The organism is Bacteroidales bacterium, from assembly GCA_035299085.1.
Classification (GTDB): Bacteria; Bacteroidota; Bacteroidia; order Bacteroidales; family UBA10428; genus UBA5072.
On the sequence record DATGXG010000049.1, the window covers coordinates 18,763 to 42,861 of the forward strand.

The 24,099-nt window shown below is 42.4% G+C and carries 25 protein-coding genes; 7 read left to right on the plus strand and 18 right to left on the minus strand.

Annotated features, from left to right (window positions below; all coding sequences use genetic code 11):
- The first annotated feature begins 111 nt into the window (after positions 1 to 111).
- Together VK179_16865 and VK179_16870 are read left to right on the plus strand one after the other, a co-directional pair.
- Positions 112 to 828, plus strand: coding sequence for a DUF1080 domain-containing protein (locus tag VK179_16865; protein ID HLO60426.1), 717 nt, complete (start codon positions 112 to 114; stop codon positions 826 to 828).
- Between the two features lie 8 nt (positions 829 to 836).
- Positions 837 to 1,961, plus strand: coding sequence for a DUF5009 domain-containing protein (locus tag VK179_16870; GenBank protein ID HLO60427.1), 1,125 nt, complete (start codon positions 837 to 839; stop codon positions 1,959 to 1,961).
- A gap of 104 nt (positions 1,962 to 2,065) precedes the next feature.
- Here the strand turns inward: VK179_16870 and VK179_16875 are convergent, their stop codons facing one another.
- Entirely contained in the window at positions 2,066 to 3,745 is a 1,680-nt protein-coding gene (locus VK179_16875) for a M2 family metallopeptidase (GenBank protein ID HLO60428.1), read from the minus strand.
- A gap of 149 nt (positions 3,746 to 3,894) precedes the next feature.
- On the opposite strand from VK179_16875, the gene VK179_16880 reads away from it, so the two are divergent.
- The gene (locus VK179_16880) at positions 3,895 to 4,590 is read left to right on the plus strand and encodes a zinc metallopeptidase (protein ID HLO60429.1); all 696 of its coding nucleotides are present in this window, start codon (positions 3,895 to 3,897) and stop codon (positions 4,588 to 4,590) included.
- Between the two features lie 97 nt (positions 4,591 to 4,687).
- Here VK179_16880 and VK179_16885 read toward each other — a convergent pair whose 3' ends face one another.
- Both VK179_16885 and dapF read right to left on the minus strand, forming a co-directional pair.
- The gene (locus tag VK179_16885) at positions 4,688 to 5,821 is read right to left on the minus strand and encodes a glycerate kinase (GenBank protein HLO60430.1); all 1,134 of its coding nucleotides are present in this window, start codon (positions 5,819 to 5,821) and stop codon (positions 4,688 to 4,690) included.
- 217 nt (positions 5,822 to 6,038) lie between these two features.
- Positions 6,039 to 6,917, minus strand: a complete 879-nt coding sequence (gene dapF / locus VK179_16890; protein HLO60431.1) for a diaminopimelate epimerase — start codon at positions 6,915 to 6,917, stop codon at positions 6,039 to 6,041.
- A 57-nt stretch (positions 6,918 to 6,974) separates the two neighbouring features.
- Between dapF and VK179_16895 the strand changes: the two genes are divergently transcribed.
- Positions 6,975 to 8,207 (plus strand): LL-diaminopimelate aminotransferase, encoded by a 1,233-nt coding sequence (locus tag VK179_16895; protein ID HLO60432.1) that lies wholly within the window; start codon positions 6,975 to 6,977, stop codon positions 8,205 to 8,207.
- Here VK179_16895 and VK179_16900 read toward each other — a convergent pair.
- Positions 8,197 to 8,466, minus strand: coding sequence for a hypothetical protein (locus VK179_16900; protein HLO60433.1), 270 nt, complete (start codon positions 8,464 to 8,466; stop codon positions 8,197 to 8,199). The two genes, VK179_16895 and VK179_16900, sit on opposite strands and share 11 nt — an antisense overlap.
- Before the next feature lie 176 nt (positions 8,467 to 8,642).
- Here VK179_16900 and VK179_16905 point away from each other — a divergent pair, with 176 nt between their 5' ends.
- Positions 8,643 to 9,503, plus strand: a complete 861-nt coding sequence (locus VK179_16905) for an SDR family oxidoreductase (GenBank protein HLO60434.1) — start codon at positions 8,643 to 8,645, stop codon at positions 9,501 to 9,503.
- A gap of 54 nt (positions 9,504 to 9,557) precedes the next feature.
- On the plus strand, positions 9,558 to 9,752 hold the full coding sequence (locus VK179_16910) for a DUF2795 domain-containing protein (GenBank protein HLO60435.1): 195 nt from the start codon (positions 9,558 to 9,560) through the stop codon (positions 9,750 to 9,752).
- 194 nt (positions 9,753 to 9,946) lie between these two features.
- Here the strand turns inward: VK179_16910 and VK179_16915 are convergent, their stop codons facing one another.
- The 14 genes from VK179_16915 to VK179_16980 all read right to left on the minus strand — a co-directional run bounded on the left by VK179_16915 (position 9,947) and on the right by VK179_16980 (position 22,457).
- Positions 9,947 to 10,444 (minus strand): DUF1905 domain-containing protein, encoded by a 498-nt coding sequence (locus VK179_16915; protein HLO60436.1) that lies wholly within the window; start codon positions 10,442 to 10,444, stop codon positions 9,947 to 9,949.
- Between the two features lie 38 nt (positions 10,445 to 10,482).
- Complete coding sequence (locus VK179_16920) at positions 10,483 to 11,178, minus strand: type 1 glutamine amidotransferase (GenBank protein ID HLO60437.1); 696 nt, start codon at positions 11,176 to 11,178, stop codon at positions 10,483 to 10,485.
- A 175-nt stretch (positions 11,179 to 11,353) separates the two neighbouring features.
- Positions 11,354 to 11,869, minus strand: coding sequence for a phospholipase D-like domain-containing protein (locus tag VK179_16925; GenBank protein ID HLO60438.1), 516 nt, complete (start codon positions 11,867 to 11,869; stop codon positions 11,354 to 11,356).
- A 28-nt stretch (positions 11,870 to 11,897) separates the two neighbouring features.
- The gene (locus VK179_16930; GenBank protein ID HLO60439.1) at positions 11,898 to 13,484 is read right to left on the minus strand and encodes a hypothetical protein; all 1,587 of its coding nucleotides are present in this window, start codon (positions 13,482 to 13,484) and stop codon (positions 11,898 to 11,900) included.
- 132 nt (positions 13,485 to 13,616) lie between these two features.
- A complete protein-coding gene (locus tag VK179_16935; protein ID HLO60440.1) occupies positions 13,617 to 14,054 on the minus strand; it encodes a nuclear transport factor 2 family protein in 438 nt (145 codons plus the stop codon).
- Positions 14,055 to 14,133: 79 nt separating this feature from the next.
- The gene (locus VK179_16940; protein ID HLO60441.1) at positions 14,134 to 14,493 is read right to left on the minus strand and encodes a VOC family protein; all 360 of its coding nucleotides are present in this window, start codon (positions 14,491 to 14,493) and stop codon (positions 14,134 to 14,136) included.
- A 152-nt stretch (positions 14,494 to 14,645) separates the two neighbouring features.
- Positions 14,646 to 15,623 carry a glycoside hydrolase family 5 protein gene (locus VK179_16945; protein HLO60442.1) on the minus strand — a complete coding sequence of 326 codons (978 nt, stop codon included), beginning with the start codon at positions 15,621 to 15,623 and terminating at the stop codon, positions 14,646 to 14,648.
- A gap of 96 nt (positions 15,624 to 15,719) precedes the next feature.
- Positions 15,720 to 16,316, minus strand: a complete 597-nt coding sequence (locus tag VK179_16950) for a tetratricopeptide repeat protein (GenBank protein HLO60443.1) — start codon at positions 16,314 to 16,316, stop codon at positions 15,720 to 15,722.
- 39 nt (positions 16,317 to 16,355) lie between these two features.
- The gene (locus VK179_16955; GenBank protein HLO60444.1) at positions 16,356 to 17,066 is read right to left on the minus strand and encodes a hypothetical protein; all 711 of its coding nucleotides are present in this window, start codon (positions 17,064 to 17,066) and stop codon (positions 16,356 to 16,358) included.
- A gap of 175 nt (positions 17,067 to 17,241) precedes the next feature.
- Complete coding sequence (locus tag VK179_16960) at positions 17,242 to 18,594, minus strand: S41 family peptidase (GenBank protein ID HLO60445.1); 1,353 nt, start codon at positions 18,592 to 18,594, stop codon at positions 17,242 to 17,244.
- A gap of 343 nt (positions 18,595 to 18,937) precedes the next feature.
- Positions 18,938 to 19,306 carry a DUF4180 domain-containing protein gene (locus VK179_16965; protein HLO60446.1) on the minus strand — a complete coding sequence of 123 codons (369 nt, stop codon included), beginning with the start codon at positions 19,304 to 19,306 and terminating at the stop codon, positions 18,938 to 18,940.
- A gap of 41 nt (positions 19,307 to 19,347) precedes the next feature.
- The gene (locus VK179_16970; GenBank protein HLO60447.1) at positions 19,348 to 20,334 is read right to left on the minus strand and encodes a YCF48-related protein; all 987 of its coding nucleotides are present in this window, start codon (positions 20,332 to 20,334) and stop codon (positions 19,348 to 19,350) included.
- A gap of 62 nt (positions 20,335 to 20,396) precedes the next feature.
- Entirely contained in the window at positions 20,397 to 21,101 is a 705-nt protein-coding gene (locus tag VK179_16975) for a DUF1003 domain-containing protein (GenBank protein HLO60448.1), read from the minus strand.
- Between the two features lie 72 nt (positions 21,102 to 21,173).
- Positions 21,174 to 22,457, minus strand: a complete 1,284-nt coding sequence (locus tag VK179_16980; GenBank protein HLO60449.1) for a hypothetical protein — start codon at positions 22,455 to 22,457, stop codon at positions 21,174 to 21,176.
- Positions 22,458 to 22,595: 138 nt separating this feature from the next.
- Between VK179_16980 and VK179_16985 the strand changes: the two genes are divergently transcribed.
- Entirely contained in the window at positions 22,596 to 23,546 is a 951-nt protein-coding gene (locus tag VK179_16985) for a hypothetical protein (GenBank protein ID HLO60450.1), read from the plus strand.
- The last annotated feature ends 553 nt before the right edge of the window (positions 23,547 to 24,099 follow it).

Consider the following 24,099-nt stretch of genomic DNA (forward strand, 5'->3'; position numbering starts at 1 on the left):
ACTGTGGATTCACAATGTTCAGATGAAATAATTCAGTAAAAACATTCTTTTTTCTGATCAATAAATTGCAAATTTGATTTACCGGAAAGTATAAATAATCAATACCGAACTATGAAAAAACTTGTTTATTCCTTAACACTACTGGTTATTATGACACTCTTATCTCAATGCAAACCCAAAGAACAACCTGTTGCCAATTTCTTAACTCCCGAAGAAGAAAGTCAGGGATGGAAACTCCTGTTTGACGGAAAGACAATGGACAGCTGGCGCACTTTCGGTGGAGATACAATTAAAGACTGGGTGATCGACAGCGGTTCCATGCTGGCACAGGGCCTGATCAGCAATGATATCATTACGAAAGATGAATTCGAAAATTTTGAACTTTCACTCGACTGGAAAACATCGGTCGGCGGGAACAGCGGAATTTTCTTCAATGCTATTGAAGACACTGCCATTCATGGGATCTTCGAAATTGCTCCTGAATACCAGATTATTGATGAAGTATCGTGGGACGGCGATTCGCTTCACGAAGGACAGCTGGCCGGTGCCTGCTACGACATGTATTATGCCGACCGCAATAAAAAGCTGATGCCTGTTGGTGAATGGAATACGTCAAAGATTGTTGTTAATAACGGACACGTAGAACACTGGCTTAACGGAGACAAGATTGTTGAATACCAGATGTGGACACCGGAATGGGACAGCCTAAAATCAGTGAGAAAATGGAAAGATTATCCTTTGTGGGGCACAGCTCATAAAGGGCATATCGGACTCCAGGATCATGGCAAAAAGAATTGGTTCAGAAATATTAAAATCAGGACTTTATAACAGATTATATGAACAACAAAAGCGAAAATAAGCCCGACAGGCTGCTTTCTCTGGATACCCTCAGGGGATTTGACATGTTCTGGATTGCAGGTGGTGAAACCCTGATGGTTTCACTGGCGGCACTTACCGGATGGCCTTTTATGCAATGGATCGCTTCACAAATGGAGCATGTGGAATGGGAAGGATTTAAATTTTATGACAACATCTTCCCACTCTTCCTCTTCATAGCCGGCGTATCCATGCCTTTTTCGATTCTTAAGCGGAAACAACGCGGCGAAAACATGCGGAACATTTATATCCATGTTTTCAAGAGAATGCTGATGCTTGTCTTGCTGGGATTGATTTATAATGGCCTCCTGCGGCTCGATTTTGAAAACCAGCGGTATGCAAGCGTACTGGCGCGAATCGGTATTGCCTGGTTCTTTGCGGCTATAATCGTTCTGAATACGAATATCAGGGGACAGATCCTTTGGTTTGTGGGTATCCTTGTAGGGTATTACGCGATTATGAAATTTGTGCCGGTTCCGGGTTTCGGGGCAGGTAATTTTACGCCCGAAGGCAACCTGGCCGCTTTTATTGATCAGAAGCTGCTTCCGGGAAGGTTCTGTTGCTATACTTATGGTGATAACGAGGGACTGATCTCCAATATTCCCGCCATTTGTACGGCGCTTCTTGGAACGTTCGCGGGTCACCTGCTGATATCCGACAATAAGAAGCTTACAGGAGTGAAAAAAGGCTTTATCCTCATGGGCGCCGGGGTGGTCAGCATGATTGTGGCTAAAATCTGGAGCCTCGATTTCCCGATCATCAAGAATATGTGGACAAGCACATTTGTCCTTTTCGCAGGCGGATTAAGCCTTATCCTGCTTTCAATATTTTACCTTGTAATTGATGTCTGGAAATTCAAAAAATGGACATTCCCGTTTGTAGTGATCGGCATGAACTCAATAACCATTTACCTGCTGAATTCGGGTATTATGAATTTTGAACAGATGGGAAGGTACTTCTTTGGCGGTTTAGCTCATTTCTTTTCCGAAGCCGCCGGCCAGGTTATCCTTGTCTCCGGGGCAATCCTGTGTATGTGGTTTGTGCTGTATTTGCTGTATAGAAATAAGATATTTCTGAAGGTTTAATTTTCTTAGATCCGTCGTAGAGACGCAATAAATCGCGTCTCTGGCGGAATCTAGTTTCTACACGAATATTTAACCTACCTTATCAGACGCGATAAATCGCGTCTCTACTTCGTCACGAATTGAGCTGCATAATATTTCGCCGTCAGTTCTTCGCCTGTTGCTCTTTTGATCATGTCATTCCATTCGTAACGTGCGCCCGGCCTGAACACCTTATTCAGAAGGTAAGTTCCTACTTCCGGGTTTTTCGTCATGCTTACCACATCGGTTGCACCCACTTTCAGGATATTGGTATTGATATAGGCCTGCAGTTGCGATGCAAGCAATTCACCAAGCTGGTAATTATGATAATAGCATGGATAAAGGGCAATATGGATTTTTGATGCCCAGTCGGCGTCATTCCTGCCTTCAGGTTTCTTAATCATCTGGTATTTCTCCACAAGATCCCACCACAATTTATTCAGATCCTGGTCAGGATTTTCATACATGGCTTTTTCAAAACGGAACATAACCTGTGTCCAGCGGCTGAAAACAATCTGTTCCAGTTTCAGGCTGTTGCTCACGGCTGTGCTTATTTTTTCAGCTTCTTCATTTGAGATTCCTGCGTTATCCCTTATCCACAAAGGATTGGATGCCAGCCTTCCGAAAATCATGGCAATGGCCTCTGTGGTGAAAGTATGAGCCGGAGTGCGAAGGTAATACGGAAGCGACATGTCGATGTTGTAATCATAAACGCCGTGGCCGAACTCGTGTAGCATGGTGCCCATCCACTGGTGATTGTTCTTCACGTTGCAAACGGCCCGAACATCGCCCGAACGGTCGATATGGATGCAATAGGCATGCTGGTATTTTCCTTCTCTTTCAAAAAGATCGCTCTTTGCAAGAATGGGCGTAATATCAAGGCCGATCCCGGCATAATAGTTCTTTGTCAGTTCAACTACATCTTTGTTGGCGAAATAACTGTCAAGATCGATATTATAAATCGAAGGGGCTTCCTGGAAGAACCGGTTCTGGTAATGCCAGGGCATCAGCTGGTCGGGACTGATTTTGTATTCTTTGGCAAGAACCGAATCCATATTTGATTTCAGGGTAATAAACGTTCCTCTTGTAAGAGAATCGAGCTCGTCAAAAAGGGTAAGAATCTTCTCAGGATCCTGCTCCGAGAGTTTAAGCGACATCTCCTGGTAATTCTTAAAACCCAGTTTTTGAGCGATGTTATTGCGCATTTTTACGATGGCAACCACACCCGCAGCTGCAGAGTCGCCTATCTGTTTGCTGGCCTCCCATACTTTCTTCAATTCCTTAGTGTTTGCGGAAGACTTGAGTATCTTGTCAATTTCATTGTCCGTGAGTTTTTTTCCGTCAACCTGTGCGCGGTAGGTATTGTATTTTTCCTCCAGTTTGGTCTGTGCTTTGATTAGCTCCTCTAGCAGTTTGGGATCGATCTGGTTCGAAAGGAACTGGTTATACAGCACATTCATCTGTCGCACAAGAAGGCTGTCTTTCACCTGTCCTGATTCTTTTATACCCTTCAATGTAGCAAATGAAGCAGAATCCGAATAAATCTTTGAGATCTGTATATTCAGATCGCTGTATTTCTGGTATTCTTCCTGCTTACCTGTTGTGGTGGCATTAAAATACGCCAATCCGGCACCGGCTTCAAGCGGTTTTGCCTTTAATTCAAGGCTGTCGATAAATGTTTTCAGTTGCTGTTCCATTTTTTTGGTTCCTGATGTACATGCTGTCATAAGGATTATGGCAGGCAAGATTAGAATAAGTTTCTTCATAGAAAAAAGTTTAATATTATATTGTTTAAGAATGGTTTTACATCTTTTTAACAACTGTCAATTTGACAATCGAAGACTTTTACTATAAATTGGCAGGCATTTTGAAGCATGAAAAGTAATAATTTAAAGGAGAAATTACAATGATATCAATGGGTCAAATTCTGATTTTGGGTGTGTTCATGTTGTTAAGCTGGATCGTAAGTTCGCAGCTTAAATCGCGTTTCAGGCGCTACTCCGAAATACCTGTAAATTATGGCATGAGCGGAAGAGATGTTGCGGAGAAAATGCTCCATGAAAACGGCATTACTGATGTTTCAGTCATATCAGTAGACGGACAACTGACCGACCATTACAATCCGCTTGATAAAACAGTAAATCTGAGTCCTGATGTATATAATGGACGCAATGTGGCAGCCGCTGCCGTGGCAGCACATGAATGCGGACATGCCATACAGCATGCCCAGGCATACGCACCGTTAAAATTGCGGACATCCCTGGTTCCTCTGCAGAATGCAAGCGCAAAGGTTATGAACATCATTTTTATGATGATGTTTTTCGGCGCCATACTGTTTCAGAGGATATTCCCTATGGATATCGCACTCATCGTTATTATCGCCTGTTATGCCGTGTTCACACTATTTGCCATGATCACCCTTCCGGTTGAAATCAACGCAAGTCACCGTGCACTGGTGTGGTTAAGCAGTTCAAATGTAACAGGACAGGGATCATATCCCCAGGCTAAGGATGCGTTGAAATGGGCCGCTTACACTTACGTGGTAGCCGCTCTGTCATCCCTTGCCATGTTGCTGTATTATGTGTTTTTATTGCTGGGGAGAAGGGACTAATTTGTCTGTTGGTCTGTTGGTCTGTTAGTCTGTTAGGTTTGCACGCCTCCACGGAGGCCCTAACGGCTTCTACAGCCCATAGCCTTTAGCCTGCAGCCTATAGCCTATGGCCTAACATTCTGAACGTCCTCTCCGCTGCCCGTTCCAACAACACCGAAGCATTCTTCATGGATTCTTCAACCGTCATGGGCTTGTCTGCAATTGGAATAACCGAAAGAAAACCTTTTTCATAAAGCCTGTCATAGTCCTCGCCAAGAGCACCGGCGAACGCAATGACAGGCTTATTTTTTGACTTTGCCATTTTAGCAACACCGGCCGGCGCTTTGCCATATAAAGTCTGCGAGTCAATTTTTCCCTCACCTGTCACAACCATATCAGCCCAGTCTATCCATGTACCAAGTCCTGTAACCTCCGCCACAAGCTCAAATCCTTTCCGGATATTTCCGTTGAGAAACGCCATGATACCGGCTCCCAATCCGCCGGCAGCTCCAGCTCCCGGGACAAAGTCAACATCCTTGTGCAATTGTTTTTGAATTACTTCGGCCAGATGCTGGAGATTTTCATCCAGCTCATCTACAGCTTCCCGATCAGCGCCTTTCTGGGGACCAAACACAAAAGCAGCTCCTTCTTTTCCGTACAATACATTGGTAACATCAGATGCCACTTCGATTCGGCATGCTTCCAACCGGGCATCCAGATGCGACACATCAATTTTCGCAATCATTCCCATTTTTCGGCCATTAGCCTGGATTTCATTTCCTGCTGCGTCAAGAAATCTCACCCCAAGGGCCTGTGCCATACCCGTGCCGCCATCCACCGTGGCGCTGCCGCCGATACCAAGGATGATTTCCCTGCATCCGGCTTCTAATGCAGCCAGGATAAGTTCTCCCGTTCCAAACGTAGAAGTTTTCAGCGGATCTCTTTGTGAGAGCGGCAATAAGGCGAGTCCCGAAGCCGCGGACATTTCGATAAAAGCTTTTGTGTGATCACCTGATACACCAATGTAAGAATCAATAATCCTCAGGAGCGGATCATGTACTTTAACCGGCACTATTCTGCCTCCTGTGGCTTTCACAAGCGCCTGAACCGTTCCTTCACCGCCGTCTGCCACCGGGATGCATTTGCATTGAGCCTCAGGCAAAGCTTTTAATATGCCTCGCTGAATGCTGTCTGCCGCCTCAGCAGCTGTAAGCGATTCCTTAAATTTGTCGGGGCAGATGAGGATGTTCATGATTAGTCTGTTAGTCTGTAGTCTGTTAGTCTGTTAGTCTGTTAGTAGAACTTCTTAAATCTAAAATCGGAGTTCCTTGTTCGGTGTTTATTCTAGGATAGTATCCAGCATCCAGCATCGGTCTTTGTATCGCTCTGCCTGTGCCGGCAGATTGCTTCCTCGCACTTCTTCCTCCTATAATCATAATTATGTCTAGCTCCTCGCAATGACGTGCTTTTTAATCCGGCATCTCTTCTTCCAGATCCGCAATCAATTCATCGCTCAGTACCCCTCGTGAAATTTCCCTTACAGGGCCGGTCATGCGGATTGAAAAATCCCTGTCGATCTGAATTTTTAATTCGCCGCCTTCCATATGCATCGTCAGGTCACCTTTTACAAGTCCCAGCTTTACAAGAACACTGGAGCAACCGCAGGATGAGCTTCCTGATGCTAATGTGTGTCCTGCACCCCGCTCCCAGATCAGCATTTCCGCATGATGGTCGGATAACGGCCTTGCAAACTGCACATTGATCCGGTTGGGAAACATCGGGTGATTCTCCAGCAGCGGTCCGTATTTTTTTACTATATCCAGGTCAAGCTTATCAGTAACCACAACACAATGGGGATTACCAACGGAAACACAATTCACTGTGAATTCCCTGTCACCTGCCATGATCTTCTGGCCTAAAAATTCAGGCAGGTCGGAATTAACCGGAATTTCGCGCGATTTAAAAATAGCTTTCCCCATATCCACCTTTATCAGCATCGCCTTTCCGGCCTCCTCTTCAACAATCTCCGCATACACAATATCCTTAAGGGTTTCAACTGAAAACTGCCTTGAATTGGCAAACCCGTAATCGTACACGTATTTACAGAATATGCGAAGTCCGTTTCCGCTTTTTTCAGCCTCGGATCCGTCGGGATTAAACACCCTGAATCCAAAGTCGGCTTTCGTTGACGGCACTTTCATAACGATTCCATCGGAACCGATGCCGAAATGGATATTGCATATCCGTTTAATAGCCCGGGGAGTAAGCTTAAAATCAATGTTTGAACTGTCGAGTACGACGTATTCATTTCCCAGGCCGTGAATTTTTACAAAACTGTTTTTCTCCATTATGCGAAATGTATTTTGAAGCAGATTGTTGAATATATTTGAAGCAAAAATAGAAAAATGGCGCTAGTTAACGAAAACTATTTGAAACTGCAGGCGGGATACCTGTTTCCCGAAATCGGCCGGAGAGTAAGGGAATTTCAGAAAATGCACCCCGAAGCCGATGTGATAAAAATGGGCATCGGTGATGTTACACTGCCCCTTACACCCAGCGTAATTAAAGCTTTTCATGAAGGCGTGGATGAAATGGCAAAAGCCGAAACCTTCAAAGGATACGGGCCGGAACAGGGTTATGATTTTCTACGTGAAGCCATTGCTAAAACAGAATACCAGTCGCGCGGCGCAGACATTCATGCCGATGAAATATTCATTTCAGACGGATCAAAATGCGACACTGGAAATATACTCGACATTTTCGGGCTTGATAATATTATTGCCGTTCAGGATCCGGTTTACCCGGTTTACGTGGATACAAGCGTGATGGAAGGAAGAACGGGCGAATATTTGCAGAACGGCTATTATAAGGGACTGGTTTACCTGCCATGCACAGCTGAAAACCATTTTATGCCGGAGTTGCCCAAAGGCAGGGTTGACGTGATTTTCCTGTGTTACCCGAATAATCCGACCGGGACAACCGCTTCAAAGCAGGAACTGAAAAAGTGGGTGGATTATGCCCGTGAAAACCGCAGTGTTATTTTATTCGATGCAGCCTATGAAGCTTATATCGCTGATGCAGATATTCCGCATTCTATATTTGAAATCGAAGGCGCAAAAGAAGTGGCGATCGAATTCAGGAGTCTGTCGAAAACAGCTGGTTTTACAGGTACCCGCTGTGCTTACACTGTAATACCCAAAGATCTGATAGCCTACACGGCATCCGGAGAAAAGAAACCACTGTACCCGCTTTGGTTCAGAAGGCATACGACCAAATTCAATGGAGTTTCTTACCCGGTTCAAAGAGCCGCTGCTGCTATTTACACTCCCGAAGGCAAAAAGGAGGTTAAGGAAACCATTGCCTATTACATGAATAATGCAAAAATCATCAGGGAAAGCCTTGCACAATTAGGGTTCACCGTGTACGGAGGAAAAAATTCACCCTATGTATGGGTGAATTCAGGACGGGGTATAAAATCATGGGACCTGTTTGACAAGCTGCTGAACGAAGCCAATGTGGTCGGTACTCCGGGTTCAGGCTTCGGACCTTCAGGTGAAGGGTATTTCAGGTTCTCTTCATTTGCCCGTCATGAAAATGTATTAAAGGCGATGGAGAGACTGAGAAACCTTAAATGGTAAACGACGATTCATCTCCGTTATCCTTTGTCAGTTCAAGGAATCCTTCAACAACAGGTTTGGCGACCGGCAGATCTTCGGGTTGAACATACACATCAATGGTTGAAGGATTTCCTGCAAAAAAGCCGGATGCCACTCCGGATGCAAATTCATCCCTTAACATGGGGATTACTCCAACCTTTTCAAGTTCGGTTTTTAACAGGGCTACATTGATTTCCGTTCCTGTGTAAACGTGGATCAAATCGGTTTTCTCGTTCATCATTTCACATATCTTTCGTAATGTAACAATGCTAAGGACTGATGGTTGAATGGATTCAAGCGAGAAACCAATTCCTCAAACTGTTGAACGCCTTTCCGGTTCTGTGTTTCCTAAATTATTGCCTTTCTGTTATTTAGATTAGTGGCATGTTTTTTATGCCTTCTCACTAAAAAGGCATAATGAAAACGATAAATGTAGACGAACAGCAGCCACAGGCACAGCAATTGCCGGGAGAAGAAAGTAAGATGCAACCGCAGCCGGTTTTTGAAAATACAGATGTGAAAAGTTGTCAGAAACTGGCCGGAAAAGTAGCGTTAGTAACCGGAGGCGACAGCGGTATAGGAAGGGCCGTGGCCGTTCTGTTTGCCAAGGAGGGCGCCGACGTGGCCATAGTATACCTGAATGAGCATGCCGACGCGGAAGAGACAAAAAAAAATGTTGAAAAGTTTGGCAGAAAATGTGTGACCCTGCCGGGTGATGTCTCTCATGAAGATTTCTGTAATACCGCTGTTGACCAGGTAATGGCCCAGTTCGGAAGGCTCGATGTATTAGTAAACAATGCGGCCACACAGGTTGAAAGCAACAGTCTGCTCGAGATCACAACCGAACAACTTACAAGGACTTTTGCAACGAATATCTTTTCCTATTTCTGGTTTACAAAAGCCGCTCTGCCCTATTTAAAAGAAGGCAGCTCGGTCATCAACACCACGTCAGTAACAGCTTACAGGGGTAGCGGTCACCTTATGGATTATGCGTCAACTAAAGGAGCTATTGTAGCCTTCACACGCAGCCTGGCTTCAAACCTTGCACAACAAAAAATAAGGGTAAATGCGGTGGCACCCGGACCTATTTGGACTCCGCTGATCGCAGCTTCATTCGAACCTGAAAAAGTGGCAAAATTCGGTGAAAATGTACCTCTCGGGCGTGCAGGTCAGCCGGCCGAAATAGCTCCGAGTTACTTATTCCTGGCCTCGGAGGATTCTTCGTATATGACGGGACAGGTTCTGCATCCTAACGGTGGAGAAATCATCAATGGATGATAACTATTTTAGAAGCATATTGTTTTAAAATTATAAACCGTTAAAATTAACGTTATGGCAAGGACAAATGCAGTTGCAATAGAAATACAGAAATTCCTTAAAGGAATGAAATACCCGGCTGGTAAAAACGACCTGATTAAACAGGCGAAACAAAATAAAGCCGATAAAGAAGTGATTTCAAGATTGGAAGAACTAAAGGTCGAAAAATTCAAAACCCCCGCCGATGTAAGTAAGGCGATAGGAGAATAGTTTTTTGTTTGAGGTTTGATGTTTGATGTTTGTTTGCGTCAACGTCAAATCTCAAACCTCAAACTCTTCAAACTTCAAACTGTGCTAGGCGAAGTCTGTGACTTCGTCTATACGTAATTGACAGTTAATTAAAAAATTAATAAGGTTCCGTTCAGACGAAGTTGGAAACTTCGCCTAGCATTTTCGTGAAAAGATTAAAAATCAAACTTCTTCCTGTTCACAGGAATCCTTACATCCCGGATTCCTCTTTTTAGCTGTACGATAACATCGTTAGTATTCCTCAGTAACACTTCCTCATTTTTAAGCCTGTGCAGGTAGCTGAGAATATCCCTTTTCCTGGCTGGCGTAAGAAGGTTAAAGTTTTCTTCTAATCCGTTCTGCTGAAGATAATCCGCCAACACCGGGTGCATCGGGTATTCCTGCTTTTTTACAATTTCTGTATCCTGTTCGATTTCAAAATGGGCAACACTACCAACCGCCGTCTTTCCGCCCTTCATCATGATAAGATTCACGAACAACCTGTAGGGAGCGCCTTTAACCGGCACAAGCGATTTCCTGAAATCAAAGCCGTTGATTTTGCCTTTAATCCGGATATAGCCCTTTTCTTTTGGCATCCTGGCTGTAATCTCGTCAGGCACGTCAACACACCAGTTTACATCTACTTTGTATATTTCCGCACTGAATCTAATCATTGAACCGTTAAATAACCTCAAACATCAAATTTCAAACCTCAAACTTCAAACCTCAAACCATCCAAAATGCCAAACATGATCCGGTTGTTTGCTTTTATTTGATGCATCCCTGACCGTATCTCATTTTCACTCTGAACAAATTTGCCGGGAATGAGTTCATGTCTGCCGTTTTCCAGCATGGCCGACAGGCTTTCCTCTGTCACTTCAAAGTGGAATTGTATTCCAATAACCCTTTTACCAAATATGAAAAGTTGGTTATTGCAACCCTCCGAAAACACCAGGTTCCGGGCTTTTCCGGGCAGATCGAATGTATCTCCATGCCAGTGGAAAACCGGTGTTTCATGCGGCATATCGCTCAATAAGGATTCACGAATGCCTTCATCGTTCAGTTTCACATTAAACCAGCCAATCTCCTTTTCTTTATTGGGATATACTTTTGCACCCAGGCATTCGGCTATCATCTGGGCACCCAGGCAAATACCAAGCACTATTTTTCCTGCGCCAATTGCTTCATTTATGAATGATTTTTCTCCGGTAAGCCATGGGTATTGTGCTTCATCATAAACTCCCATTGGTCCGCCCATAATGATGAGCCAGTCGAAATCATCTATACCGGGTAAAGTCTCGTTCATATAAAACCTCGTCCTGCTTACCGTCAGGTCATTCACCCTGCACCAATCCCTTATACAGCCTTCTTCTTCGAAAGCGACATGCTGGAGTATATGTATTTTCATTAATCTGAGTTACGTAGTTTCAAATTGTTCCAAATTGTTCCAAATTGTTCCAAATTGTTCCAAATTGTTCCAAATTGTTTCATATTGTTTCATATTGTTCATGCTGAATTATAATAAATTGAAACAACCTTGAAACAACCTTTAAACAACCTTTAAACAACCTTTAAACAAAAATTCAGGCGATCGGATCCCCGCAAAAGCTCCTCCGCTTGCAGGTTTTGCAGAACTTACCCATCCATACGGCATCAAACTGGTTCATGATGGCCTCCACAAAATCCGGATCGGTAGTTACAAATCCCGATTCGAAATTCCGTGTTCCGGAACCCTTCATTCCCAATCCTGCACCAGTAAGATTTGCAGAACCGCAATATGCAAATCTGCCGTCAATAATAATCTGTTTGAAATGAACCCGGGGACATAACTGCCTTTCCATGTTGTCCCAGAGCCTGGGGAACACGTCAAAACTTTTCCTGAAAGCCGGCCCCGGCTCTTTGGCATGCAATAACCGGATGGCTACTTTCCTTTTGAGAAGATGGTCAAGCACGTGAAGAAACGACTTTACCGATCCTTTGAAATGCACATGAAGATCTTTGATATCTGCCGTCCCGATCCACACAAATGACGACGCCTCCTGCACCGGTTCAATAACCAGCTTGTAAAGCTTTTCATTTGTAATAAAGCGCGTTGTCATTTCATTGACCCCGGCCTGAAGGCCGGGTCTATTTAACCTTTACCAGGTTCACCAAAAATACATCATTCTCCCTCACCGGAATCTCACGTGAAAATTTTCCATCGGCTCCGATTGTTATCAACTCTGTTACAACAGGACCCCCGTCGTTTTGTTTTTTAATGTAATTTACCTGGACTTTTGAAAGCTGTGAGGGCCTGTCCAACAAGTAATAGCTTGTATAGGCATCGTTTACTTTATACCCCGTCTGGTATAATTCAAGCATATATGAACCGGCCGGTACGTTAGCAATTTCTACTTTTACATTTCCTTTTGATTTGGCAGGCAGATCACGAATATAAAAATCCTGGTTATTCGTTGAATCCGGCAGTGTATAAGTATAATCCCAGAAAAGCAGCTGGACATTACCGCCTTGATCACGCGTAGCCCAGGATGCCGAATCAGCATTTACAAGCTCTGTATTGCCCAGTTTATTCATGTAAGCATAGGCATAAAAGGCAGGTTTTTTGATTCCCTGGTAATTCACCAGTCCAAACCCTCCGTGGAAAGGGGTGAAACGTGGACCCGGCTCCTCAAAGATATCGGTAAATACCCAGTACGACATGGAATTGGGCGCATCACCAACCTGCTTCAGTTTTTGCAGAATATACGGCGCCTCATGATAGCTGTCATGTATCGGATCAGCAGGGGTATACGATGAACTCCATTCGGTATAATGCAGCTCCAGCGATGGCATCGTCGAATGAGCAATCTGGCTTCTGGATCTCAGGACATCACCACTGACACTCATTGGATTTTTATCAAGAACGGTTCCTGTCGAGCCGTATTCATCTAGGTAACCTTGTCTGACGCCATATGCATGGGTACTGATAAAATCAAGGGGCAGGTTATTTTTTCTGCAAAATTCAATTGTTTCAGGTACCCAGCCAGCACCAGCCGTGGCAGGTCCGCCTACCCTGTAATCCTTGTTCACGCTCTTGATTGCCTGAACCGTATACTGGTACAGTTTAAAATATTCAGCCTGCGTGCTCGACCAGAAGCCAGGAGAAAGGTTGGGTTCATTCCAGACTTCGAAATACCATGTTTTCACTTCATCCGCACCATAACGTTCGGTATAATGCTGTGTAAGAGCTTTGATCAGGCCGGCCCACTGATCGTAATCCTTTGGTGGAGTCACATTCCCTTTCCACCAGAAAATGGTTTCTTTTCCGCTTGCCAGTGCCGACGGCATAAAACCAAGTTCCACGAACGGTTTCATGCCTATGCTTAAGATATAATCGTAGAGCACGTCTATGTATTGGAAATTATAAACGGGCTTCCCCTGGCGGTCGTAGGAGAATACTCCCATGTCATCGGAAAGCAGGCCGTGCATGCGGATAAACTTGAAATCGCAAACTTTTTTCACTTCGGCAAGCTGTTGCTGCCAGTCGGCCCTTAAGCCTTCATTTGCCCGTCCCGCACCGATGCATTCCTTGAACATGGTACTCATAGGACCTTTCACCTGGTTGAAATCAACACTGATAATCTTCTGAGGAACCGGTGCAACTGGTTTGCGTTTTTGTGCATTTACTGAAATGGTCATGCTTACCAGCATGATAAAGAGGAAAATAATTTTCATGATTAACTATATTTTTCAGGGATAAATATAACTACGAATGAACAATTTCAAACAACATGAAACCATATGAAAAGAATTCAAACCAATTCAACGGTTCGATTTAACGCACAGACGCAATATATTGCGTCTCTACTAATCCCACACGTATCTCCAGGTCCCGTCAGGTTGTCTCCTCCACACCGTATGAAACACCCCTTTAAACACGGATGTATCTCCTGAGTCGCTTACCACAACCCATTTGTATTTGCCGTAGGTGTATGCCAGGGTTCCGTCACCTGAGGTTTCAATAAAATCGGGAGTCCATGATACGCTTGCGTTGCCCTGGTTCCTGGCTTTGTAGTATTGCCGGATATTTTCTTTTCCTTTAATCACTGTATCGTTGGCCCGCTTGATCACAGCGCTGTCATCGGCATAATACCAGAAAGCCTCTTCAATGCTTTTTTCAGCCGTCATTTTTTCAAAGGCTTTTTCGGTGTTATAAACCTGTGTTTTTAATTCTTCAACACCCGGTTTTTGATTGCATGAAGCCAAAATCAATATGGCAGCAGCAGAATAAAGGATTGATTTCATATGTTGAGTAGTCATTTTTAACGTGTGAAACCGGGCAATGGACGCATCTGAACTGTTTCAAACCTCAAACCTCAAACAATTACGGTTCCCACAGTTCAATCTTATTTCCTTCCGGATCAAGGATGTGAACGAACTTCCCGTATTCGTAGGATTGAATGGAGTCGAGGACAGTCACCTCTTCCTTTTTTAGATCTTCGACGAGAGATTCTATGTTTTCGACCCTGAAATTGATCATAAAGTCCTTCCCCGATGGCTCAAAGTAATTGGTATCGGCAGGGAACGGACTCCAGAGAGTATACCCGCCTTTATCCTGTGGCCATTCAAACATGGTCCCGAACGATTCCATATTGAAACCAAGATGGATTTTATACCATTCTTTAAGTTTTTCAGGATCTTTGCATTTAAAGAAAATGCCGCCAATTCCAATCACTCGTTTCATAAAAGATTTTTAGCATTAAACAAGTTTAGAACTCTTGTTGCTTCAGCATGTCCCTCGATCGTTCACATGAAACAATCTGAAACAACATCAAACATTAAACTTCATGGTTCGACGGGCTCACCAACCGAATGGTTCGGCAGGCTCACCAACCGTCAATTCCCCTGCTTTTCCCGGATTGTCTGTCTTGTCAGTTTCCCCCACGGTTTAATCACATCGTCAGTCCATTTTCCCTCAGCAGAGGCACGGGGAATCAACATGGAGCAGCTTTCGTTTTTATCGGAAACCGACCATGCGACCCAGCTGATCTTGCGACTTTCCATCCAGTCGATATAGGCTTTCCATTCTTTTTCATCGATGGGTCCGTCGCCTGATGCTTCCATACCTGCGCATTCCGAAACAAAAATGGGTATGCCTTTTTTCATGGCATCGTCGGTTCTGTCGCGAAGCCATTGCTTATGTGTGCCGGCATAAAAGTGCATGGTGTACATCAGGTTAGTTCTGCCTGTGATGGGGTCAGCAGCTACTTCATGAATATCCTGGTCCCAGTGCGGTGAACCTACCAGGATGATATTGTCTTTATCGATGGTACGGATGGCGTCAATGACCTTTTCCGAATATTCTTTCACTTCTTTCCAGGTATAATAATCGGGCTCATTCCATATTTCATAGATAATATTCGGGTATTCGCCGTATTGGTGGGCCATTTGCTGGAAGAATTTCACCGCTTCTTCGGTATGTATTTTATGGCTGTGAAAATCGATGAGAACATAGACACCTTTTTTAATAGCGCCTTTGATCACGTTGTTCATGCATTGCAAGGCAAATTCAGGGTTTTCGAGGTAGTTGTCCTCAATGGCAACACCCATGGATGCTCTTACCACATTGCATTTCCAGTCGTCAGCCAGCCAGGCTACAGCCTTCTCATTATAGAACCGGGGCCACAGGTTATGCCATCCGAAACTGGCTCCCCGGAGCATTACCGGACTTCCCTTTTCATTCACGAGTTGAACGCCTGAAACAGAAAGTTTTCCATTCATAGCTACCGGAGATCCTTTGGGAGCAGCGGCATTTGATGTAATTGCAGTGAAGAAAAGTGATATAGCAAAAAGAAAAGTAAAAAGTGGTTTCATGGCAGATCGCTTTAGTGTAGTGTGAAAATACGAATTATTTTTGACCGCCCGGATGACGCTATTGCCTCTGTTACCATAATAGATTAAAGCCCGGCTTTATGGTTTCTTACAAACTTTATCAATATATTCTGCCGCTTTGGAATATGATTTCTGAAGGGCAATATTCCAGTCGACACAGGCATTTTCTTTGTCGTTCATCTTATATTTAGCGGCTCCCCTGTAAAAATACGAAGCACCATTCTCCGGTTCCAACTTAATAGCCGAATCATAGTTCTCAATAACCTTCGGATAATTCTGCAACTTATTATAAAGTCCCGCCCGGGCTCTGTAAAACTTAACATCATCGGAATATATTTCAACAGCCTTATTATAGTTGGAAAGAGCCAATTCCAAATTATTTAATTTTTCATAACACATTCCCATCAAAAAAGGATATTCAGCTTCGTCCGGAAGGGCATCAAAGCAGTGTTTGAAATCTTTTATGGCGAGCTCGAATTGGCCCATATTATAATAAGCATTTCCCCGTCGGTAAAAGTAAATCGTATTTCCAGAGTTTATTTGAATTGATTTATTGAATAGCGCAATGGCCTCATTATACTGGCCTTTTTCAAAAAATTCCATACCGGAATTATACAAATCAATATCATAATATGCATTTTGGCCAAAAATCAATGCTGCTCTTAGTATAAGCATTGTTAACGTGAATAACGCAGATTTCATTTGGAGTAACCCTTAATCTAAAAGTTTATATCGTACAAATCCTTCCTGGACGGCCAATGTATCGTTCTCCGAAAGGTAATCCCCAGTATTTTTATTAAAAAAATTGTTCCAGATATGGCTACTGATATACCTGCTCTGAGATATATGTTTGACAAGATAGAATCTAAAAACAGGAAATTCGAGTGAATAGGCATCGCCTTTAGCCACATAGGAATCACACAATCGAACCCAGCCGGCATAGAGACTATATTTTGTATACTCAATAGATGGCTTATACATCCCGACGTTCCGATAGAAATCAATTGTATTTTCATTAATCATTTCAGATGAATACACAAGAGTGTCTCTCATTGGAAAGAGAATAACATCATCATGCTTATCTTCAGCTCTATTCCACAACAGATCATTCTGATAATCCGCATATGATAAATCACTCCATCTTTTATATTTTGAAAACCTGACGGAATCACTTGACCAAAATATAATGGTGTCTCTGCCATTGATAGCGGTATCAATATTCAAAATATTTTCCGGAATCTTTCTTACAAAACTGTTAATTACAAAGGTGTCAACTATCTGGTTTGACCCTGTATATAATTTTAGTTCACCTGCGAGTTTTACCTCATACAAAACATAAGTTAAAGGATATTGAATCGTATCACTACTTTTTTCACAACCATAAATAAGTATAAGCACTGCCAAAAAAAGAAGGATTTTGTTCATGATCTTAAAAGTTTTACTATAATCGATTTAACCATTCATCCAATCAGGGGGACTTTACCTACGTATAGCCGCTAAATCAAATCTAATAAAAATACACGGATGCACGAGCTTAAGACAAATTAAAATTTAAAACGAATTCACTATTTGCTGAAAGCGGTGCTTTCAGAGGGTGTGCCTAAATCCCGTTTTTAATCCCCCACACCACCTTTTCAAAAAGCGCATCCTTTGCCTGGAAGTTTTCTTTTGGAATTAGCACTTCAATGTCCGGTCGGATGCCTTTCCCTTCAATCAATTGTCCTTCCATTGTATAGACCTGCCATGAGGGAATATAAACCACTACGCCATTTGATAAGGTATAGGGTACTGGATTACCGGAACTTCCATAGGATGTTGTTCCCATAATTTTTACATCAGGTACCTGTTTCATCATCAACAGGAAGGATTCACAACTGCTCATAACACCAGGTCCGGTTAAAAGAATAATTTTACCATTATAATTAAGTTTATTCATGCCTGGTACCAGCCACTTTACAAAATCATCATCAAACTTTTTTGAATTCTCATTAAAGATCCTGACTTTTTCATATGCCACTGAATCTTTTATAAATAAACCAGCAAATTGCCTTGCAAACTCTTCATTTCCGCCATTGTTTTCCCTTACATCAATGATCAGGTTAGGATATTTCAATACTTTACCTAAAACCTCTGACAATGAGATCATCGGGATAGCTGAATTAGGCCAGGTATAAAAACTCAGGGTTTTTAAATCTGCATCCCATGAGCGAAAAGTTATATAACCGATACTGTCAATAGATCCGGCAACGCAATTCCATGTTTTGGTGTAATACATGTTATGCAACCGTTCAAATAATTTATTAAAGTTGGAATATTGGTCAATTATTTCCGGTAAAAATGTAAAATATTTCTGGTCTTCAAATTCAACCCACAAATGTGGATCTTCGGCGTTTTTTAATAGGTTTAGTAATTTCAATCCGAATTCGGCGCGCGATTCAGAATTAATTAGTTCGGAGCGGTTTAATTTCAGCAAATCATTCCAGTTTATCCCTTTTAATGAGGAATAGGAGTATTTTAAGGGAAATATTTTTATAAAATCATCATATGCCTTTTGATTCAGGGTGGTAAAGGATATACTTCTTGTCTGAAAATGCAATTCAGTCGGGTTAAGCGGGATACCCTGTGTGTTTCTGAAGTTTTGAAATTTCTGCGAGTTAAAAAGAAGAGAGTATGTTTTGCCAGGGTAAAGCCTGACTGGTATTGAAATCACCCTTTTATTAATCCATTTCGGCTGGCCGGTAATCAAAGGCATATTTAAACGGTCAGGCACCGAATAGGACTCGCCCATATCCTGGTTAAACTCGACAATGATTTCAGTTAATGCCGGATCCACGTTGCAATCTGCAAATTCGGGTGTTGTCTTTACTATTTTCGGCGTTGTTGAATTGTTCTGGGCAATAGCATATGTCGCAAATAAACCGCAGAACAGGAGGGTTAAAATTGGTTTCTGCATTAGGAAAGGTTTTAGTCATTGGGTAATGGGTGCAATAAAAATAATTAAAAACCGGGTTAAATAAAAGATAAATAATTGAAAATTCAGGTCATATGAGTTGCCGCTGACTATAGTCAACGGGTTTCGCAAACAAAATCCTATTTATTCCGCAAAGTATGAGTCCTGTTGACTTCAGTCAACAGCGAATAAGCGCCAGTATGGAAAATGAGGTTTCTCGCTTCGCTCGAAATGACAATTGGTAATATTGGGAATGGGGTGCGAGGGGGCGGCTCCGCCGCCCCCTCGCACCCCATTGTTTACCAAACACAGTCTGTCATTCCGACTGAAAGGAGGAATCTGATTATTAACCATCTCCTGCCCTCATCCTCTCCATTCCCTCTTCCACACTAACCACAAAATTTACCCTCCTGAACTTATTGCTTTCCCGGATAAAGTCCTGTAAGGCTTTACTTTTGTATTTGGTGAAATCGCCAACAATGGCCAGGGAGGCGCGGTAGTTGGAGAATTTCTGGAGAATTTCGCCGGCCATGCCGGTTTTCAGATCGAAGAAGGAAGGATCGAGGTGTTCCTCTTTCACAATTATGTTGTCGCAATCCTGGTAACGCGCTTCAGCCATCATGTCGAGGGCATCCTGGACTTCGTGAATGACAATGCCGGTGGCTTGCACGATAGCCACTCGAGTTCCATTACGCTCGGTAAAAGTAAATTCCATGTTGAGAACTATTTTAGGTGTAATTTATATTTCTGATCATATCATGACGCAGTGTCCAGGTTTCGCAATTTCTTGATCATTATAACACCTCGTCCAACTGCTATCAATTTTTTATTATCAGGAGTTTTAGCAATGGATATCAAATCGGCGTTCTCATGTTTATAATCCCATGACCAGGTAATCCCTCCGTTTGTTGTTTTCAGAATACCATAGTAACCTATACCATATCCTTCATTTTCTGAAACAAATACCATGTCATACAAATGTGTAGGAACACTGTCACTTCGCATAGTCCAGGTACTTCCTCCATTCCAGGTATAATATAGCTCACGGTTACAATTGGTCATATAAGCAGTATCTTTGTTGAGGAAATACATGGTGATTATTTCGAAATCAGCAATTTCAGGCCTTTCGGACAGGTTTTGCCAACTGTTCCCCTGATTTTCCGTTTTATATAGTTCACCGTAGGAAAAATCATCGTTTGTATAACCACCGTAGGAGTATCCTATACTATCTGAGACGAATTGCAACCTAATGGCACTTCCCAGGTCACAGATATAATACCAGTTTCTTCCTCCGTCGGTTGTTTTATAAATATAGCCACATGTAGAAACTAATCCGTTATCTGAATCAAAAAAATGAATTCCGGTGAGGGAAGGACCAAAAACGTCTTCACCAGCCAGTTCAGTAAATGAGCTTCCCCCATTGCTAAACTTATAAATAGAATTTATTCCAATAAAAAACGTATTATCATTCAATACAAATACATTTGCCAGGCAAGCTTCTCCTTTTTTATGCGTTTCCCAGGTTAATCCTCCATTTTTTGTGACAAATATGGCTCCCCAACAACCACAAGCAACACCGAAATCATTGGAATAAAATTCAACGCTTGACAGACTTGCATAAGGAAAAACCTGAAATCTTTCCCATTGGGGAACAGGTTCAGGATTGGTATTTTCATCGTTATCACAACCTGTAAATTGTACTAAAAGAAAAACCAAAAACAGAAACGCTACGTAGGGTTTCATTTTCGGGTAGTTTAAGTTAGTGGAATTAATAAAAACGGTTTATGTCATTTCAAATTTAGCAATTATTTCTTCTCGCTCTTCGCTATGGAAAGCAGTTCATTCATAAGCCCCATCTGGGCTTTTTGCATTTCCAACAGCTCCTGTTGTTGATCGGTGATGAAATGATCAACTTTTTCATGCAATGTTCTTATTTCTAATTCCGATTTAAGATTGATCATATAGTCTTTTTTCGATCTTTCTCTGTCCTTTTCTTCCTGCCTGTTCTGACTCATCATAATTACCGGCGCCTGTAAAGATGCGAGGCACGACAATATGAGGTTAAGCAGGATGAAAGGATACGGGTCAAATCCCTTATTTAAAAGCCAGAAAATATTAGTGGTTATCCAAAGGAAAATGAACACGCCGAACGAGATGATAAACTTCCAGCTGCCGCCAAATGAAGCTACCTTATCGGCAATTTTTTGTCCGGTTGTTAAATTGACAACCTCGTCCCCGTCAAGTTTATCGGTTAAGGTAGTATTACCTGCCAGTGAGGTCAGCACCGTCTTTTCGGACTCGGATAACTCACCGATTTCCCCGGTTAAATAATCAGATAGGGCTTTCTTCCGGTAGTGATTTAATTCACTTGCCGATAAAAAACTGTCATGTGAAAATTGGGGATTATCTTTCTGAATTAAATCGAGGATTGAGTGCCGGATGGTTCTTGCTGAAATTCTTTCTGAAACCGGGAATTCCTTATTCGACAGGTTACTAAAAAAAGTTTTCATATAATTATATTGCTGTTTATAATTGAATTCAAATGGTATGTTAAAGTGAAGTTACAACTTATAAACCCGGTTTTAGCGTCCCTGCCTTATATATTCTTTTATTCGTGTAACAACCGGATCTGAAAAACTAAAGTAATCAACTGAAGATAACCCGATTTTAATTGATGGTTCAATATATATCCTGTTATCCCATGGCCATGAATCCTGCCAGAAATATTTTGAAACCAGCAAAAAGTTATTGCTGTTGGGTAATATTGAGAAATCAGGATCTGCGAAGTGATTCGGTCCTGCACCTGCTGCTTCTCCCACAATAATTGGATTACAATGAAATTCAATCCATGCTGTAAAATCCACAGCAGCACTGAAAGTCTTTTTCCCTGTTACCAAAAACAAATGTCCTGCCTGGTTTATTTTGTCGTGTTTAATGATCTCATGTAACAAAGGATTAAGAATTGAATTGGTTCCCCCAAAATTATTTCTGAGGTCAATTACCAGGCAATCCGCATCGGCAGAATCAATAGTTTTCCAAAGCCGGGTATTAAATGCATGGAATTCCTCTCTCTCATCATTTTCACAGGAATTAAAGGCAAAGTAGATTGTTTTTCCATTTAATTTAAACCAATAAGGTTTGTTATAATTTTTCAGATAATCCGGTAACAAAGAGTCTGACTGTAAGATATTCGAATAGTTAGCTGCCGGTACGCCATAATCCTTCCAGAACCAGCTCAAATCCTGTCCGCTTTCAAATTCAACGGGTAAAACTGATAATTTCTGAACAATATTGTCCTTTTTAAGGGCTATCATCAAGGTATCATTTTCTGATCCGGTAATATGAAGCCCCGAAAGTACCGAAGTCATTGTCATAAACATCGGAACAAAGTATTCCTTTCCATTGATGTTATCGCCCGGTGAAATTCCTGTTATTTTTTCAAACACTAGCCCTATCGGCTGACTATTCATGGTAATTACTTCAGCGCCGATATATTCTGAAAGTTCAATTGAAGTTACAGTGATAAAATATCCGTCATCGAATTTTTCAATTCTCAAAGGGTACCATTTCTTCGTAAGATTTTTCCCGTGTAATCGGGTATGTCCGTCATTTATTACGGCAATGATTTTAAATATTTCGATCAGGATTTCATTATCTGAAAGCAGCGGAATCTTTTCCTTTAATTTCGTTGATTTCTCATATATAACATTGCGGTAATCATTCTTACATAAACCAGGATGTACACTGTCAATTCTATGAATAATATAATCCAGATCTTCTGTCCACTGCTTATCTGATAATTCCCGTTGCGCGAATACCAGATGTGTAACAAACAGCAAAAAGAATATAGCCGAACTTTTTAACATGGATGTATTTTATACTAAGACGATTGAATGTGCGAAAGATAACCAGGCTGCTTTGGTTGATTTTTAAAATGGTATCTTTACGTGCAATGAAGTGCATCCGTTTATCGTTTTATATTCTATTATCATCAATACTTTCGTATGCTTTCAGTTTACCGCAACCTGCTTGTTTTTCTTCTGCTTGTATCTTTTGCCTTCACATGCAGCAAGGAAAAGGATGAACAACCGCAAACGCCCACTGAACAAACTCCGGTCGGAGAATTGCAGGTTTTTCCTGCGAACAATCCCTGGAACAAGGATATCTCACAGGAACCGATCGATCCGAATTCAGATAACCTTATTGCTTCTATCGGAAATGATGTTCACCTGCATCCTGATCTCGGAACAGTGTGGGAAGGCTCTCCCATTGGTATACCATTCAATGTGGTTGGAGATAATCAAACCCTGTCCAATGTATCCTTTCGATACGCTTCGGAAAGCGATCCCGGTCCCTACCCCATCCCTGCCAATCCGCTGATTGAGGGTGGCTCTGACAGACACATGCTGATTGTGGATACCGTTAACAGGGTTTTATATGAATTATTCAATGCCACTCACGACAGCCATGGCTGGCATGCAGGATCCGGCGCTATATTTGACCTTACATCAAACGAGCTCAGGCCGGATTACTGGACATCCGCTGACGCAGCCGGTTTGCCGATATTTCCGGGACTTGTACGCTATGAGGAAGTGGTTGAAAAAGGTGAAATCAACCACGCCCTGCGGTTTACTGTTTCAAGAACTCGTAACGCTTTTGTCCACCCAGCCACTCATGGTGCAAGCGATTACAATAATGAAAATTACCCACCCATGGGAATGAGGGTACGGTTAAAAAGCAGTTTTGATATTTCCGGCTTCTCTCCTCATGTGCAGGTAATTTTACGTGCCCTCAAAAAATACGGCATGTTCGTAGCGGATAACGGCTCAAACTGGTATATCTCAGGTGCCCCTGATTCACGATGGGATGATGAGGAGTTGGGAGAGCTGAAAACGATTGAGGGAGGCAATTTTGAGGTGGTGAGAATGGGGGAAGTGGTGCCCATGCCTGATTGAATCGGGGTTTCACCCCGAACCCCACTTCTTTCTTTGTCCTGTCACAAAGAAAGAAGCAAAGAAAAGACCAGACAAAACGACTCCCCACGCGCTCTGCCGAAAGGCAGGAATTTCTAACAACCGGTCGCAAGCTCGTTTATAAGAAATTCCATGCCTTTCGTCATTCACAGCCGCGCCGGCTTCGCGTTTTGTCTCGGCCCGCCCGCGGTGCATTGATTATTGCTGTTTTTAGAATAAAAAGCATGAGATAGTGTTATTGACTATCCACTTCATTGAACATAGAATTAACGCCTGAAGACCGCTCCGTCCGCCTCTGAAAAAACGCGTTAAAAAAATTAATTCACGAAGCGTTAAAAAAGAAAAGCTGTCTGATCCCGATTTAGAATCTGTAGAATTTCAGGACACTGAAATTCACAGAATTCTTGATCGGGAGAGTTCTTTTCTTTTAGCGAAGTGAATTAATTTTTAGCGATTTTTTCAGCAGCGGCGGCATTTTTTGGTCACTTTTTTTTGCTGCAGAAAAAAAGTGACTCAGGGTTCGGGGCGGATAGCC